Below are 15,976 nucleotides of genomic sequence, written 5' to 3'. Positions count from 1 at the left end.
TTGATGGCGCGGTGGGTTTGGTCTAGGTCAGCAATACACGAGCCAATTTAGGCGCGATGGATGACAGTTTTATGTCGGTGTCGTTTTTAAAGCGCCTGGGCAGGTACTTGCCGGGTAAGCGTAGACCAAGGCCAGGCCCCCGTAATTCTTGGACTTGGCCGATGTATTGCAGGGCGTGTGGGGCAGTGTCACGAGGCGCTGTCATCTGTCGGTCATGTGTGATGCCTAGGCTGGCACGCAACAGCCGCCGCTCATTTCAGGGGCATTTGGCGCACCCAAACAGTGCTGGCCTAGTCCAGATAGGTAACGTTGATGCGTGATGAGGCAACCAAAGCGGTGACAGCCATTGGCCTGGCGCTGCAAGAGCAGATCAGCCACGGTTTGTTGAGCCCGACGAGCAAACTGCCCGCCGAGCGCAAACTCAGTGAGTTGTTTAGTACCACCCGCATTACGGTGCGCGAGGCCTTGCTGCAACTGGAGGCCCAGGGCCAGATCTACCGCGAGGAGCGCCGTGGCTGGTTTGTCTCGCCGCCCCGGTTGGCCTACAACCTGATGCAGCGCAGCCACTTCCACGCCATGGTCAGCGCCCAGGGGCGAGTGCCTTCTACCGAAGTCATCTCGGCACGCCTGCAACCGGCTTCGGCCGCGGTCTGCGCGTGGCTGCAACTGCCGGCACTGTCCAGCGTGATCCAGATCTGCCGGCGGCGGCGTATTGATGGGCGGCTTGTGCTGTATGTGGAGCACTACCTCAACCCCCAGTATTTTCCGGGGATCCTGGCGTGTGACCTGAACGAGTCGATGACTGAGTTGTACGCCCGCAAGTACGACCTGCACTACGGTCGCGTGCGCTTTGAGATTGTGCCGACTTCTCTACAGGTAGAAGCGGCAGCCGCCTTGAAAGTATCGGCGGGCAGCCCCGGGCTGCGGATCGCCCGGGTCAATTACGATCAGCATCAGCGCCTGATCGACTGCGATCTGGAGTTCTGGCGCCATGATGCGATTCATGTCGGGGTGGATGTGACCTGAGCTTCCTGCGGCCCACTCGCCGCCGTCACCACTTGCACGCTCAAGCGCGGCATCGCCAGGTCCATCCCGGCCTCATCGAGGTGGCGCTTGAGCGACAGGTTGAACGCCCGCGACACTTCCCACTGCTTGATCGGCGCGGTCTTGAAGCGCGCACGCAGGATGGCGTTGCCGGACTCGAAGCTTTCCACGCCCTGGAACTCCAGGGGCGACCAGATATTGCGGCGTTGCAGCGGGTCGGCGCGCATTTTCTGGCCGACGTCGCGCATCAGCTTGATCGCGGTGTCGATGTCCATGCTGGCTGGCACCGCTACGCGGAAAATCGCGTAGCCGAATTCCCGCGAGTAGTTCTTGATGCTCTTGATCTCGCTGAACGGGATGGTGTGGACGATGCCGTCGATATCGCGCAGGCGCACGGTACGGATGGTCAGGCCCTCGACGGTGCCAAGGTGGCCGCCGACATCCACATAGTCATCAATGGCGAGGGAGTCTTCGATGATGATGAACAGGCCGGTGATCAAGTCCGCCACCAGTGACTGCGCACCAAAACCGATGGCCAGGCCGATCACACCGGCACCGGCCAGCAGGGGCGTGACGTTCATGCCCATGTTCGCCAGGGCGACAATGGCGGCGATGATGAAGATGGTCACGAACAGCACGTTGCGGATCAACGGCATCATGGTCTGCGCCCGCGCATTGGCCAGGCCTTTGCGCGAGCGGGTGAGGGCGTGGTGGATCGCGGTGTCGCTGAGGATCCAGATCAGCCAGGCAAACAGCAGGGTACCGGCAAGGCCGAACAGCTTGACGCTGATTTCATGTCCGTCGCCTTCGGTAAAGCGGATCAGCGACCAGCCCCAGACCCGCAGGCCGAGTTCGATAAATACCAGCCACACCATCAGATGGGCCAGGGTGTAGACAAAGCTTTTCAGGCGCTCGGAATACAGCGCATGGCGCTTGTGCCCGCGCTGGGGCTTGAGGGCGTGGCGGCGCACCAGGCCGTTGATCACCATGCACAGCACCAGCAACACCGTGCACAGCAATGATTGGCGCAAGGCGGTGCTGGTGTCGCCGGCCGACACGAAGGTGGCAAACAGCGAAATGCCCACCAGCAGCAGCGCAGGCAAGTACCAGAAGGTGCCGATGATCTCGATCGTATCGCTCAATGCGCGGCGGGTCAGGCGCCGGGACAGTGGCTGGTTGCGGATCAGGTGGGCGATGGGCCGGCGGAAACGCAGGATAAACACGCCGGTGGACAGTGCCGCGAGGACATTGGCGACGGTCGCGGCGCTGTGGGCCAGGTGGGTACCCAGGGCTTCGGTCAGGCGCGGATCGCTCAAGGCCTCGCCGAAAGCGGCGAAGCTGCCGATCAGCCACAGTGGGCGAAACGCCTGGTGGCGCAGGATATACAGCGCCCGGTGACGGTGCGGGCCGTCAAGCACGGAAAAGGCAATGACGCAGATCGCCGAAAAACACGTGCCGACCACCAGCGCGTACGCCAGCACCATCGCCAGAGATTTGCCCAGGGACGAGGGCAGGGCGTAGCTGAGGTAGACGGTGATCACCAGGGCAATCAGCCAGGGGCCGAGCTTGCGCAGGGCAAAGCGCAGCATGTCCCAGGTCTTGGGGTGTTGCGGCAATTCTTCACTGAGGCCAAAGCGCAGGCGCACCCGATGGCTGAGCCAGATCAGCGCGGCCGCGAGCAGGCTCCAGAGCATCAACACCACGGCAAAGCCAAAGATAATCGGCAGCCATTCGCTGGCGGGCAGCATCAGCGCGCCCAGCTCGGTCCTGGCCTGGGCGAATTCGACGGACCAGCGATTGAGTGGGCTGTCGGCGCCGGACAGCTGTTGCTCCAGGCTGGCCAGGGTGCCGCCGATCAGGCTCAGCACCCCTTGCTCGGCAGCCGGCTGGGCTTTTTTCGTGGCTTCGCGCAGCTTTTTCAGGTCGGCCAGCAGCTTGGTGCGCTGCTGGTCGTTTTCCAGGGTCTTGATCACCTCGTCCAAAGACTGCCCCAGCGGCACGTCGGCCTGTGGCTGGGCTTTGGTGGTGCTGCCCAGGATACCGGGCAGGCCGACCGCCTGGGCAGGGGCGATGGGCAACAGGATCAGCAGGCAAAGGAGCAGGCAGTGTGGCAGAGCAAACAGACGGGCAAGCACGAGGCGGTCAACCTTGAATACGATGGATCGCCCGAGTGTACGAGGGCGCTATGCCCAATGCGAGTGCATTTATTATTCGGCCAGTTTCGCCAGGATCCGATAGACGATGGTGGCGAGGATCAGCAGCATGCCGATCCACATGCCAAATACACCGAGGTTTTTGTCGCGGAAGTTGAAGCCAACGGCCAGCAGGATCATGCCCGTGAGGATGGGGATGAGCATGGCGTGGAAGGCGGACATCGGGATCATGGTGGGGACGGCCTTGTCGTTGAGGGATGAGTGTCAGTCTAGGCGGGATTGGCGCGGGGTGCCTTGATGTGTGTCAGATAGCGCCGCAGTGCGCTGGGAATCGCCATCGCGGGCAAGCCCTAATGCCGTTCAGTTAAGCGCAGATCCCCTGTGGGGGCGGGCTTGCTCGCGAAAGTGGTGGGTCAGTCAACATCAATGTTTGCTGGGCGGACGTCTTCGCGAGCAAGCCCGCTCCCACATTTGATCTTCGCTGCTTTGAGAACTGATCGGCATGAGGGCAAGCGCCGCCCCTTTCAGGGCAGGTCGCGACTTGCGTAAAACGCACTCAGCACCTTTACCAGGTGCGCCAAATCGTGGCTGCCGCACAACTCGCGGATCGAGTGCATGGCGAATGTCGGCAAGCCGATATCCACGGTGCGCACGCCCAGGTGGCTGGCGGTGATCGGGCCGATGGTCGAGCCACAGCCCATGTCACTGCGCACCACGAAGCTCTGCACCGGCACTTCTTCAGCCATGCACAGGTGGCGGAAGAACCCGGCGGTTTCGCTGTTGGTGGCGTAGCGCTGGTTGCTGTTGACCTTGATTACCGGGCCGGCATTGAGTTTCGGGCCATGGTTGGCGTCATGCTTGTCGGCATAGTTGGGGTGGATGCCGTGGGCATTGTCGGCAGACACCAGCAGCGACTTCTGAATCGCCCGTACGAACTCATCACCTTCAGGCAGCAGGCGACGCAGGGTCTGTTCCAGCATCGGGCCGTCGGCACCGCAGGCTGAGCAGGAGCCGACTTCTTCGTGGTCGGTACACACCAGCACGCAGGTTTCGTCGGTCTCGCTGGTGAGCAGGGCTTGCAGGCCGGCATAGCACGACAGCAGGTTGTCCAGGCGGGCACCGGCGATAAAGTCGCCATGCAGGCCAATCACCGCTGCGCCCTGGGTGTCGTAGAAGCTCAACTCGTAGTCGAGCACCACATCAGCGTTCAGCCCATGTTCGCGGGCCAGTTGGTCGGTGAGCACGGCGCGGAAATCCACGCGCTCGTCACCGGCAAACTGCGCGAGGATCGGCGGCAGCTCGGTCTGGGCATTGATCGCCCAGCCCTGGTTGGCTTCACGGTTCAGGTGGATGGCCAGGTTGGGGATGATGGCAATCGGCAGTTTGAAGTCGATCAACTGGCTTTCGACCTTGCCGTCACGCCGGAACGTCACGCGGCCGGCGAGGGAAAGATCGCGGTCGAACCACGGTGCCAGCAGCGCACCGCCATAGACTTCCACACCCAACTGCCAGAAGCCCTGGCGTTGCAGTTCAGGTTGCGGCTTGACCCGCAGGCACGGGCTGTCGGTATGGGCGCCGACCAGGCGGATGCCGTCGTGCAGGGGCGACTGGCGGCCCATCTTGAAGGCGATGATCGAGGAGTCGTTGCGGGTCACGTAGTAGCGACCGTTGGCCTCGGTGGTCCACGTTTCGCGCTCGTCGAGGCGCTGGAAACCGGCAGCTTCCAGGCGCTGGGCGAGGGCCGCAGTGGCATGAAAGGGAGTGGGAGAGGCCTTGAGGAAGTCGATCAGGCCTTGATTCAACGCTTCGCGCATAAGTAGCTCCAGACAGCAATGCGCGGAGTTTACCGTATTGGCTCAGGATTTGGCTTGAAGCTACTTTCTTAAGTGCAACACAAGACCTCTATGGGAGCAGGCACGCCAGCTCCCATAGAGGATCGGGTTACCACTTCAAAAAGGCGCAGGGCACTCGAAGCGCAGGCGCTCGCCGCTTTGCGGGTGGGTAAAGCTCAACATGCTCGCGTGCAGGCACAGGCGCGGCCAGGCGGCCAGGGCCTGTTCATGGGCATACAGGCCATCACCGAGCAGCGGGTGCCCGATGGACAGCATGTGTACCCGCAGTTGGTGCGAACGCCCGGTAATCGGCGTCAGCTCGACCCGGCACCAATCCCCGCAACGCTCCAGGACTTTCCAGAAGGTCAGCGCATGCTTGCCGAACTCATGGTCCACCACATGCCGCGGCTTGGTCGGCGGGTCATAGCGCAGCGGCAGGTCGATGCTGCCGCTGTCCAGTTCCGGCTGGCCCCAGCACAAGGCGGTGTAGGCCTTTTCTGTTTCGCGGTCGTGAAACTGGCGGGACAGTTCGCGGTGGGTGTCGGCATCCCTGGCCAGCAGGATGATTCCCGACGTTTCCCAGTCCAGGCGATGGACGATACGCGCCTCTGGGTAACCGTTTTCCTGCAGGCGGGTGATCAGGCAGTCCTTGTTGTCGTCGGCGCGGCCTGGCACCGACAGCAGCAGGGTAGGCTTGTTCACCACCAGGACAGCGTCATCCTGGTGAAGGATATGGATATTGGACAACGGCATTAAACAGCCTCGTAACAAACGCCAACGGCGGCTCGGCCACCCGGTTCCCCAAAGGGGATCAAGGTGACGGAGCCGCCGTGGCGACCGCCTGTTCGATCAACGATCAGGCAGGGTGATATTGAGTTCCAGAATCGAGCAGCTGCCGTCGTTTTCCAGGGCGACATGCACGTCATCGTTGCCGATATTGACGTACTTGCGGATCACCTCGACCAGTTCCTTCTGCAAGGCTGGCAGGTAGTCCGGCGTGCTGCGTTGGCCGCGTTCGTGCGCCACGATGATCTGTAGACGCTCTTTCGCTACCGATGCGGTGCTTGGCTTTTTGTTGGCGCGAAAGAAGTCGAGAAATTTCATTGTTTAGTTGCCTCCAAACAGGCGCTCGAAGAATCCCTTCTTCGCGACATCGAGGAAGCGGTGTTCCACGGTTTTTCCCAACAGGCGGTCAACGGCATCGCTGTACGCCTGGCCGGCGTCGCTCTGGTCGTCGAGGATGACCGGTACGCCCTGGTTGGATGCTTTCAGCACCGCCTGGGATTCCGGGATCACACCCAGCAGAGCCACGGCCAGGATTTCTTTGACGTCTTCAACGCCGAGCATTTCGCCCTTGCTGACACGGTCAGGGTTGTAGCGGGTCAGCAGCAGGTGTTCCTTGATCGGGTCTTCGCCCTTCTCGGCGCGCCGGGATTTGCTGGCCAGCAGGCCCAGCATACGGTCCGAGTCACGTACCGAGGACACTTCCGGGTTGGTCACGACGATGGCTTCATCGGCGAAATACATCGCCAGGTGAGCACCGGTCTCGATACCAGCCGGGGAGTCGCAGACCACGTACTCAAAGGTTTCCTTGAGTTCCATCAGGACTTTTTCCACGCCTTCTTTGGTCAGCGCGTCTTTGTCGCGGGTCTGGCTGGCGGCCAGTACATACAGGTTCTCAAGGCGCTTGTCCTTGATCAGGGCCTGTTGCAGGTTGGCTTCGCCGTTGACCACGTTGACGAAGTCATACACCACGCGGCGTTCGCAGCCCATGATCAGGTCGAGGTTACGCAAACCGACGTCGAAGTCGACGATGACTGTCTTGTGGCCGCGCAGAGCGAGACCGGTACCGATAGCGGCGCTGGTGGTGGTCTTACCCACACCACCCTTGCCGGATGTAACCACGAGAATCTTGGCCAAGGTGTTTCACCCCTAAGGAAAAAGGACCTCTCAGTCCCTGAAAAACATCTCTTGAAACTCGCTGCAGGCGGACAGCCTTCGTAGGAAAAAGTTGTGCCTCCCGTAAGGGAAACGCCAGCTTTCAATTATTCCTACACAAGTCTTGCCGGTTTCGCTGTGCTATCAGAGTCCAGAGATGCTTGGAAAATGCGGCAGTATCCGTTAAAGACGGATGATGTTCAACACATCGCCCGACAGGCTGACTTGGACCCCGGCCCCCCACAGCGGATCACGGCGCAAATCTTCCGAAACCTTGTACTGGCCGGCGATCGACACCAGCTCAGCGCTCAATTGCTGGCAGAAAATCCGTGCCTTGGTATCGCCCTTGACCCCAGCCAGTGCCCGACCGCGCATTGGGCCGTATACATGGATGTTGCCATCGGCGAGAAGTTCCGCGCCGGGACTGACCGGAGCGACCACCACCAGGTCGCCGCCCTGGGCGTAAATCTGCTGCCCACCGCGTACGGGAGAGGTGATAATCCTTGTAGGCTTGACCGTCGGCTCTGCCGGTTTTTCCGGTTTTTTCTTCACTTCAGCTTCTACCGGGTCGAGCACGCGCTCGCGGGCACCGGATGGTGGCAATACTGGCAATTCAATAGCGATGGCCGCCGCGATGTCTTCAATACGGTTGGCACGGATGGCCAGGGTGCGCAGGCCATGTTGGCGGCAAACGCGCATCAGCCCGGGCAGGTCAACCGCGCCCTGGCCGGCCGGCAATTTATCCAGGGCCAGCACCAGCGGCGCATTGTTGAAGAAATTCGGCGCCAGGGCGACCTTGGCGGCGAGCTGGCGGTCCAGGGCGTCAAGGTCGTTACGGGCCAGTTCCAGCACAGTAATGGCGAGCATGCTGCCCTTGAGCTGGAATACGGGATCTTGGTCTAGCGATTCAGTTTGGCTCATGGTCGGCAAAGCGGCTTGTCACGAAAAGTGTCGAGACTTATAACGAGAACAACCGCTAGCCGCAAGCCGGGTCGAACCGTTGTAGAATGCGCGGCCCTGTCTTTACCGGAATCTGTAATGGATCGCCCGCGTTTTCGAGCTGTATTTTTTCACCCGCGTTTCTGGCTGCTATGGCTGGGGCTCGGCCTGTTGTGGCTGATTACCCAACTGCCATACCGGGCGCTGCTGGGCATTGGTCGTGTATTGGGTGCGTTTATGTACCGGGTGGCCGGCGAACGTCGGCGCATTGCCGCGCGAAACCTGGAACTGTGCTTCCCGCAGATGTCCGCGCAAGAGCGTAAACATTTGCTCAAGGAAAACTTTGCCTCCACCGGCATCGCCTTTTTCGAGATGGCCATGAGCTGGTGGTGGTCCAAACAGCGTCTGGCGCGCCTGGCCCATGTTGAAGGGCTGGAGCACCTCAAGCAGGCACAACTGGAAGGCAAGGGCGTGATCCTCATGGCCCTGCATTTCACCACCCTGGAGATCGGCGCGGCTTTGCTCGGCCAGAAGCACACCATCGACGGCATGTACCGCGAGCACGGCAACCCGTTGTTCGATTTTATCCAGCGCCGTGGCCGCGAGCGCCACAACCTCGACTCCCTGGCGGTAGAGCGTGAAGACGTGCGCGGCATGCTCAAGCTGCTGCGCGCCGGCCGGGCGATCTGGTACGCGCCGGACCAGGACTATGGCGCCAAGCAAAGCATTTTCGTGCCGTTGTTCGGCATCCAGGCCGCCACTGTCACCGCTACCAGCAAGTTTGCGCGCCTGGGCAAGGCGTTGGTGGTGCCCTTTACCCAGCAGCGCCTGGCCGATGGTAGCGGCTACCGCATGGTGATTCATCCGCCGTTGCGCGACTTCCCCGGTGAATCCGACGAAGTCGATTGCCTGCGCATCAACCAATGGGTGGAAACTGCGGTGCGCGAGTGCCCCGAGCAATACCTGTGGGCCCATCGCCGCTTCAAGAGCCGGCCACCGGGCGAACCCAAGTTGTACGAAAAGCGCCGCTGAACAAACGGATTGTCCCTCGCCCATGGAGTTATGCAATGCGCCCCACTGAACCGGTCACAGGCTTGATTCTTTCCGGCGGCGGGGCGCGTGCGGCGTATCAGGTCGGGGTGCTGGCGGCGATTGCCGAGTTGTTGCCTCCGGGGGCCGCCAATCCCTTCCCGGTGATTGTCGGCACCTCGGCCGGGGCGATCAACGCGGTGAGCCTGGCCAGTGGCGCCATGGACTTTACTGCCGCCATCGCGCGCCTCACCGCATTCTGGCAGGGCTTTCGCAGCCATCTGGTGCTGCGCAGCGACTGGCCGGGGGTGATTCACCAGGCCAGCCGTTTCCTCTCCCGCAGCCTGCTGGGCCTGGGCTCGCCGGTGCCAGTGGCGCTGCTCGACAGCTCGCCGTTGCGGGAGTTGCTGCAAGACAAGCTGCATTTTGAAGGTATCAATGAGGCGATCCGCCACAAGCACCTGCATGCCGTAGCGGTGACGGCGTTCGGCTATGAGTCGGGGCAGGCGGTGACGTTCTATCAGGGCGGCGGCACCATCGACGCCTGGCTGCGCCACCGGCGCATCGGCCTGCCCACGCAGTTGACGGTGGAGCACCTGCTGGCCAGTTCGGCGATCCCATTGCTGTTTGCGCCGGTCAAACTGGACCAGGAATATTTTGGCGATGGTGCCGTCCGGCAATCAGCGCCCATCAGTCCTGCGCTGCACCTGGGGGGCACCCGGGTGCTGGTAGTGGGGGTCAGTGGCAACCCGCGTTCCCCTGAACCTTCGGCGCCGCAGGAGCGCAGCTACACCGGCCAGCAGCCCACCCTGGCGCAGATTGGTGGGCATATGCTCAACAGTACTTTTATTGACAGCCTTGAGAGTGACATCGAGTTGCTGGAGCGTCTTAACCAGTTCAGCCATCTGCAACCGGCCAACAGCGCCGCGCGGGGGCTTTCACCGGTCGATGTGTTGGTGATTGCGCCCAGCCAGCCGATCGACGAGATAGCGGCCCGCCATCGCCAGGAACTGCCGGCGGCATTGCGGTTGTTCTTGCGTGGGCCAGGGGCGACCAAGACCAGCGGGGCAGGGGTGCTCAGCTATCTGTTGTTCGAGGCAGGGTATTGCAGCGAGTTGATCGAGTTGGGGCGCCGCGATGCATTGGCCAAGCGCGAGGAGTTGCAGCGGTTCCTGGGCCTGACCCCGAACTGAATCGGGGCGCGGGCTTGTGTGGGAGCGGGCTTGCCCGCGATGGCGGTGAATCAGCCAATACTTGGGCTGGCTGACACTCCGCTATCGCGGGCAAGCCCGCTCCCACAGGGGAGGCCTTAGAAGTGGTACTTGACCAACAGGCTGGCCGTGTCCTGGTTGGTCTCGAACGAGCCGCTGTCCTGGATCCCGTACTTGTTCTTCCAGTAGTCGTATTCAAAACCGACATACAACTGCTTGGCGCCCCAGTTCATGGCTTTGCCCAGGTCATACTTGACCTGCGGGTTGAAGTGCAAGTTGGCGTGGTAAGTACCACGGGCGTTCTTGTCGTTATCCACCACCCAGTCCATGAAGCCGTCGATCAGCACGTCGGAGTTGCCCACGGGAATGGTGTAAGACCATACCGGCGTGATCTGCCATACACCATCACCCGGGCGATTGCCTTCGGTCTGGCGCTGGTAGAAGTTCAACTGGAAGTAGTCGAAGCCGGGGATGTTCAGGTCGAATGCCGGGCCTACCAGGTAGGACTCGTTGTCGCCTTCGCCGAACTCGTAAGTGAACGCCAGCAATACATCTTTGATCGGGCCGAAGGACAAGTCCTTATCCAGGATCTTGCCAAACGACAGCCGTGGGCTGAACTCGCCGTAGTAAGTATTGGGGCCGACGTTGCCGTCTTCCTTGCCGTTGTAAAAGATACGGTCGAGGAAGAAGAAGTTGTCGCCGTACTTCCACGCATCGGCGTGTTCAAAGGTGACGGTTTGCTGGATCTCTGGGTTGACCTTGAAGTTCTTGCCCCACAGGTAAGTCAGGCTGTTGTTCTGCCACTGCAGTAAGTCACCCGCCATTGCCTGGCCCCCGGCCAGCAGGGATCCGGCCAACATCAGGCTGTTCACGGTACGTTTCATTCGGTTGCTCCCGAGCTAAAGTTTTGTGGTTTTTCTTCTACGCAGGCGCTCTGGTGTGGCGCCTTTTGGTTCGCTGCAAAAATCGTCTGTTCGGTCAGCTTTAATGCTTTTAGCAAGAGCTGCGCCAAAGTGTTTGAAAAGCCAAAAAATCCCCGCCGGCTACATGGGATGCAGTCGGATACAGAGGACTTTTGCGCACTTTGGCAGCCAACATAAGGCCGGGATAAGTTGGCCTTTAAGTCAGCTTTTACATTCGCTGTTTTTTTTTGAGTCGATTCGAGCGGGCGCGGAGAATACTGGCTCCAGAGCCTGTGCTCAAGTGCGCTGTAAAAGAGCGCGGGGGGCGAGAATGGGGCACGGCGTGTGGCCGGCCCCAGGTCTAGGGTGTGCATGTGGATGTTCCCTGTTCGTTGTTATTTTTGTCGTAACGAAGGAATCAATGCGTATGGGCAACTGCGGGGCGTTCTGAGCCGCCCAGGATGTTGAACAGCACGTTCAGCGACAACGCGCTAAGCGTGGCCATGGCAATGCCGCTATGGGTAATCGGGCTCATCCACAACGGTAACTGGGCAAAGAACTCCGGGCGTACCACCGGGATCAGGCCCATGCCGATGCTGACCGCCACCAGCAACTGGTTGCGCCGGTCGGCAATGTCGGCTTCCTGGAGGATCTTGATCCCGGTTGCGGCCACCATGCCGAACATCGCGATGGCCGCGCCGCCCAGCACCGCAGGAGGAATCGAAGCCACCAAAAACGCCGCCTTGGGCAGCAGGCTGAGGACAATCAAAAAGGCCCCGGCCATGATCGTCACCGAGCGGCAACGCACCCCGGTCATCTGCACCAGGCCGATGTTCTGGGCGAAAGAAGAATGGGTGAAGGTATTGAAGAACCCGGCAAAGAACGATGCGCCGGCATCGCACAGCAGGCCGCGTCGCAGCATTTTCGGGGTGACTTCCTGGCCGGTGATCTTGCCCAGCGCGAGGAACATGCCGGTGGATTCGACGAAGATAATCACCACCACCAGGCACATCGACAGGATCGGTGCCAATTCGAATGTGGGCATGCCGAAGTGCAAGGGCGTGACCACTTGCACCCACGGCGCCTGCTCCAGGCCGCCGAGGTCGACCATGCCGAGCAGTCCGCACAAGGCGTAGCCCAGGGCCATGCCGATCAGTACCGAGATATTGACCCAGAAGCCACGCATGAAACGGTTGATCAACAGAATGGTGGCCAGCACCAGGCCTGCGATGGCCAGGTAGATCGGCGAGCCGAACTGCACGGCGGTAGCACCACCGCCAGCCCAGTTCACCGCCACTGGAAACAACGAAAGACCGATGGCCGTGATCACCGTGCCGGTCACCAGCGGTGGGAAGAAGCGCACCACCTTGGACATGAATGGCGCGATGAGCATGCCAAAGAACCCGGCGGCGATGGTTGCGCCGAAGATCCCTTGCAGGCCGATGCCCGGCATGCCCGCCATGGCGACCATGCTGCCGACAGCGGCGAAACTGGCGCCCATCATCACCGGCATACGGATGCCCAGCGGGCCGATCCCGAAGGATTGGACCATGGTCGCGATCCCCGCCACCAGCAGGTCGGCGTTGATCAAAAAGGCGATTTCTTCACGACTCAAGCCCGCGGCTTGTCCGATGATCAGCGGCACGGCCACTGCGCCGCCGTACATCAGCAGTACATGTTGCAGGCCTACCAGGATCAGTTGCAAAAGGGGCAGCCGCACCATGGCGGGTGCGGCAGGAATCTGCGGCTCGGCTAACTCGGACATGCAACACCTCGGATCTTTTTTATTTTTGTGTTGTTTGGCAGTCAATTGCCAGGTGAAACCCAATCTTCAAAACACAGCACCTCTCAACTGTAGGAGCGGGCTTGCCAGCTCCTACAGTGTGATCTGCGCTAATCAGTTAATTGGTGCGCGCTCCTTGATTGATCCAACTACCAATCAACTCCCGCTCCTGCTGGGTCATCTGGGTGATGTTGCCCAGTGGCATGATCTGGCTGGCAACCGCCTGCGCCTGGATGCGCGCCGCCTGCTGCTGGATCTGCGCCGGGGTATCGAACATCACCCCGGCCGGCGCGGCACTGAACAGCGGGCTGGTGGGCTTGGCCGAATGGCACACGGTGCAGCGTTGTTCAATCACGCTGTGGACCTTGCCAAAGTCCGTCGAAGCCTGCGCCGGAGCCGGTTCGGCGGCCGGGGCTGGAGCGGCAGGGGCGGCTGGCTTGAGACCACCGCCCACTGCGGTTTCCGGCAACGGCTGATACTCGATGGCCGCTGGCGCCTTGGCCACATCCGGTGCAGTCGCCACAGGTTTTGGCCCGGTGACATAGGCTAGGCAGATCATCGCCAGGGCGCCGACCGGCAGGGTCCATGCGTATTTCTGGCTGTCATGACGGGTGTTGAAGTAGTGGCGCACCAACACCGCCGCCACCGCGATCCCGGCCAGGATCAACCAGTTGTACTGGCTGCCGTAGGTGCTCGGGAAGTGGTTGCTGATCATGATGAACAGCACGGGCAGGGTGAAGTAGTTGTTGTGTCGCGAACGCAGCAGGCCCTTGGCCGGCAGTGCCGGGTCTGGCGTGCGGTTTTCTGCAATCGCTGCCACCAGCGCACGCTGGGCCGGCATGATGATGCGGAACACGTTGCCGACCATGATGGTGCCGATGATCGCACCCACATGCAGGTATGCACCGCGACCGCTGAACACCTTGCTGAAGCCGTAGGCCGCGCCGATCAACAGGACGAACAGGATAAAACCGAGCAGGGCAGGGCGTTTGCCCAGGGCCGAGTCGCAAAGAAAGGAGTATATGAACCAGCCAGCGAACAGTGAGCCAATGCCCAGCAACACGCCTTCGGTACCACTGAGGCTGCTGCCGGGGGCGAGCAGGTACAGCGTCGGGTTGAGGTAGAACACCACGCACAGCAGCGCGACGCCCGACATCCAGGTGAAATAGGCTTCCCATTTAAACCAGTGCAGGTTGTCCGGCATGGTCGGTGGGGCCAGTTTGTATTTTTCCAGGTGGTAGATACCGCCACCGTGGATCGCCCATAAATCGCCAGCCAGGCCGCTTTTTGGGTTGACGCGGTTAAGGTTGTTTTCCAGCCATACAAAATAGAAAGACGCACCGATCCAGGCCACGCCAGTGATCATATGAACCCAGCGCACGCTCAGGTTCAACCATTCCAACAGATGTGCTTCCACAGTCTTTACCTCTCGCCCGTCACCCTTGTTGTCGGGTGATCGGACCTTCTCTTATTGGTGGGGGGCAAGGATCAACCGCTCATCCTCTTTGAAAAAATGCTCATCGCAGTTATTGCCTGTGCCACTGCGATCAACCACCAGGAAGTCATCCCGCTTTTCGATCGTCAGCACCGGGTGGTGCCAGACGCCGCGATGGTAATTAATGCCCTGCCTGCCGTTGGTGACGAAGGCGCGGACCAAGCCTGATACAGGTGCATCGCCAATGGGCGCGACCACGATCAGAAAGGGGTTGCCGAGCAGCGGAATAAAGGCCTGGCTGCCCAGCGGGTGTCTTTCCAGCATGCACACGGTCAGCGGCATGTCCTGCGCGTCGGCGCGGAAGATGCTGATGATGGCGTGATCTTCTGGCGTGGCGGTTTCAACCGTCGCCAGTTTATGAAAGCGCATGGTCGAGCCGTTGTTGATCATGAAGTGATCGCTGCCATCGGTTTCGATAACGTCTCCGAAAGGGGCGAAGGCTTCTTTGGTCAAGGGTTCGATCATCAGTGTGCGCATGGCTGTCTTCTTATCCGAATGCTGTGTTGGATCGTTCCCACGCTCTGCGTGGGAACGCTGCCATGGACGCTCTGCGTCCGTTGTTTGTGACGCGTAGCGTCACGGGATGCATTCCCACGCGGAGCGTGGGAACGATCATCGGGTGTTACTTAGCGACCTTGCCGAACACCCGCAGGCGGCTTACACCACCGTCCGGGAACACGTTGAGGCGGATGTGGGTGATCGGGCCCAGTGCCTTGATCTGCTCGGCGAAGGTGTGTTCGGCGTGCATTTCCAGCTTCTGTGCTGGCAGCAGTTCACGCCAGAACAGCGATTGGGTTTCGATCTGGCTGTCGGTACCGCCCTTGACGAACGCGCCCTGGATCGAGCACGTGTCCGGGTAGTTGCCCTTGAAGTGCAGGGTGTCGACCACTACTTTGTCGATCTCGCCGGCATGCCCCAGCGCGACGATTACCCAGTCATTGCCTGGCGTGCGACGGCGCGCGGTTTCCCAGCCATCGCCCATGTTGATGCCACGGCCCGGGTTGAGGATGTTGCCCATGCGCCCGAAGTGCTCGTCGGAACACGCCAGGGCACGCCCGCCATTGAGGGAGGAGGCCAGGTCCACTTGTTCGTTGTCGCCCACGGCCGACCAGTCGCGGAACGGAATGCCGTACACGCGCAGACGGGCCACGCCACCATCCGGGTAGATGTTGAAGCGCAGGTGGCTGAACGCCTGGTCGTTGTTGATCTCGTGGAAGTGATGGCTGTTGCCCTGCAACTCCACGGCAGACAGCACTTCGACCCACTGGGTGTTGTCATCGGGCTCGCCGGTAGCCAGGAAGCAGCCTTCCAGGGACGCCGATGGCGGGAAGTTGCCGGTGAAGAATGAAGTGTCGATGTCCACGCCCTTGATCGAACCCGGTACGCCCAGGCGGATCACTGCGCTGTCGAAGCCTTCGAAGCGCTTGCGGCGTGACTCCCAGCCGTCCATCCACTTGCCGTTATCATCGAAAACGCCCTCCTTCCATACGGCCGGGGTCGGCTGGAACAGTCGGTTGGCGTCGGCGAACCAGTCATCGGTCACCGAGATGATCTTGGTGCCCAGGCGGGCGTCGGCCAGGTTGACGAACTTTTCGAAAGGTACGGCGTAAGCTTTCATTCTTCTTGTCTGCCTTAGATAGAGTGGCTGGG

At 61.0% G+C, this 15,976-nt stretch carries 16 protein-coding genes; 3 read left to right on the top strand and 13 right to left on the bottom strand.

Annotated features, from left to right (window positions below):
• Positions 1-312 precede the first annotated feature (312 nt).
• Positions 313-1,026 carry a UTRA domain-containing protein gene (locus HBO24_RS12360; protein ID WP_057959032.1) on the top strand — a complete coding sequence of 238 codons (714 nt, stop codon included), beginning with the start codon at positions 313-315 and terminating at the stop codon, positions 1,024-1,026.
• Here HBO24_RS12360 and HBO24_RS12355 read toward each other — a convergent pair.
• The 7 genes from HBO24_RS12355 to minC form a co-directional block, all read right to left on the bottom strand.
• A complete protein-coding gene (locus tag HBO24_RS12355) occupies positions 1,002-3,179 on the bottom strand; it encodes a mechanosensitive ion channel domain-containing protein (RefSeq protein ID WP_115127722.1) in 2,178 nt (725 codons plus the stop codon). The genes HBO24_RS12360 and HBO24_RS12355 overlap by 25 nt on opposite strands.
• Positions 3,180-3,251: 72 nt before the next feature.
• On the bottom strand, positions 3,252-3,428 hold the full coding sequence (locus HBO24_RS12350) for a hypothetical protein (protein WP_162947716.1): 177 nt from the start codon (positions 3,426-3,428) through the stop codon (positions 3,252-3,254).
• Positions 3,429-3,721: 293 nt separating this feature from the next.
• Complete coding sequence (locus HBO24_RS12345) at positions 3,722-5,011, bottom strand: M18 family aminopeptidase (protein ID WP_029300406.1); 1,290 nt, start codon at positions 5,009-5,011, stop codon at positions 3,722-3,724.
• Positions 5,012-5,146: 135 nt separating this feature from the next.
• Positions 5,147-5,782: an RluA family pseudouridine synthase gene (locus HBO24_RS12340; RefSeq protein ID WP_057440687.1), complete on the bottom strand. Its 636-nt coding sequence runs from the start codon at positions 5,780-5,782 to the stop codon at positions 5,147-5,149.
• 96 nt (positions 5,783-5,878) lie between these two features.
• Complete coding sequence (gene minE, locus HBO24_RS12335; protein WP_003175252.1) at positions 5,879-6,133, bottom strand: cell division topological specificity factor MinE; 255 nt, start codon at positions 6,131-6,133, stop codon at positions 5,879-5,881.
• 3 nt (positions 6,134-6,136) lie between these two features.
• Positions 6,137-6,949: a septum site-determining protein MinD gene (gene minD / locus HBO24_RS12330; RefSeq protein ID WP_057440689.1), complete on the bottom strand. Its 813-nt coding sequence runs from the start codon at positions 6,947-6,949 to the stop codon at positions 6,137-6,139.
• 201 nt (positions 6,950-7,150) lie between these two features.
• Positions 7,151-7,888 carry a septum site-determining protein MinC gene (gene minC / locus HBO24_RS12325; RefSeq protein ID WP_115127724.1) on the bottom strand — a complete coding sequence of 246 codons (738 nt, stop codon included), beginning with the start codon at positions 7,886-7,888 and terminating at the stop codon, positions 7,151-7,153.
• Between the two features lie 117 nt (positions 7,889-8,005).
• On the opposite strand from minC, the gene HBO24_RS12320 reads away from it, so the two are divergent.
• Together HBO24_RS12320 and HBO24_RS12315 are read left to right on the top strand one after the other, a co-directional pair.
• The gene (locus tag HBO24_RS12320) at positions 8,006-8,938 is read left to right on the top strand and encodes a lipid A biosynthesis lauroyl acyltransferase (protein ID WP_057440694.1); all 933 of its coding nucleotides are present in this window, start codon (positions 8,006-8,008) and stop codon (positions 8,936-8,938) included.
• Between the two features lie 35 nt (positions 8,939-8,973).
• A complete protein-coding gene (locus tag HBO24_RS12315; protein WP_170059799.1) occupies positions 8,974-10,128 on the top strand; it encodes a patatin-like phospholipase family protein in 1,155 nt (384 codons plus the stop codon).
• A 116-nt stretch (positions 10,129-10,244) separates the two neighbouring features.
• Here the strand turns inward: HBO24_RS12315 and HBO24_RS12310 are convergent, their stop codons facing one another.
• The 6 genes from HBO24_RS12310 to alc form a co-directional block, all read right to left on the bottom strand.
• Positions 10,245-11,030, bottom strand: coding sequence for an outer membrane protein OmpK (locus tag HBO24_RS12310; protein ID WP_170059798.1), 786 nt, complete (start codon positions 11,028-11,030; stop codon positions 10,245-10,247).
• Entirely contained in the window at positions 11,027-11,422 is a 396-nt protein-coding gene (locus HBO24_RS12305) for a hypothetical protein (RefSeq protein ID WP_147283328.1), read from the bottom strand. The genes HBO24_RS12310 and HBO24_RS12305 overlap by 4 nt, the downstream gene beginning before the upstream one ends.
• A 44-nt stretch (positions 11,423-11,466) precedes the next feature.
• Complete coding sequence (locus HBO24_RS12300) at positions 11,467-12,813, bottom strand: nucleobase:cation symporter-2 family protein (RefSeq protein ID WP_057440700.1); 1,347 nt, start codon at positions 12,811-12,813, stop codon at positions 11,467-11,469.
• Positions 12,814-12,949: 136 nt separating this feature from the next.
• Positions 12,950-14,248, bottom strand: a complete 1,299-nt coding sequence (locus tag HBO24_RS12295) for a urate hydroxylase PuuD (protein ID WP_057959037.1) — start codon at positions 14,246-14,248, stop codon at positions 12,950-12,952.
• Between the two features lie 51 nt (positions 14,249-14,299).
• A complete protein-coding gene (locus HBO24_RS12290; protein ID WP_057440701.1) occupies positions 14,300-14,803 on the bottom strand; it encodes an ureidoglycolate lyase in 504 nt (167 codons plus the stop codon).
• Between the two features lie 145 nt (positions 14,804-14,948).
• Positions 14,949-15,944: an allantoicase gene (alc, locus tag HBO24_RS12285; RefSeq protein ID WP_057440703.1), complete on the bottom strand. Its 996-nt coding sequence runs from the start codon at positions 15,942-15,944 to the stop codon at positions 14,949-14,951.
• Positions 15,945-15,976 lie beyond the last annotated feature (32 nt).

The sequence above is a fragment of the Pseudomonas sp. WS 5410 genome, assembly GCF_012985645.1.
GTDB lineage: Bacteria > Pseudomonadota > Gammaproteobacteria > Pseudomonadales > Pseudomonadaceae > Aquipseudomonas > Aquipseudomonas shahriarae.
The sequence above is the reverse complement of the archived record's forward strand: the minus strand, read 5'-3'. Positions and strand labels throughout refer to the sequence as shown.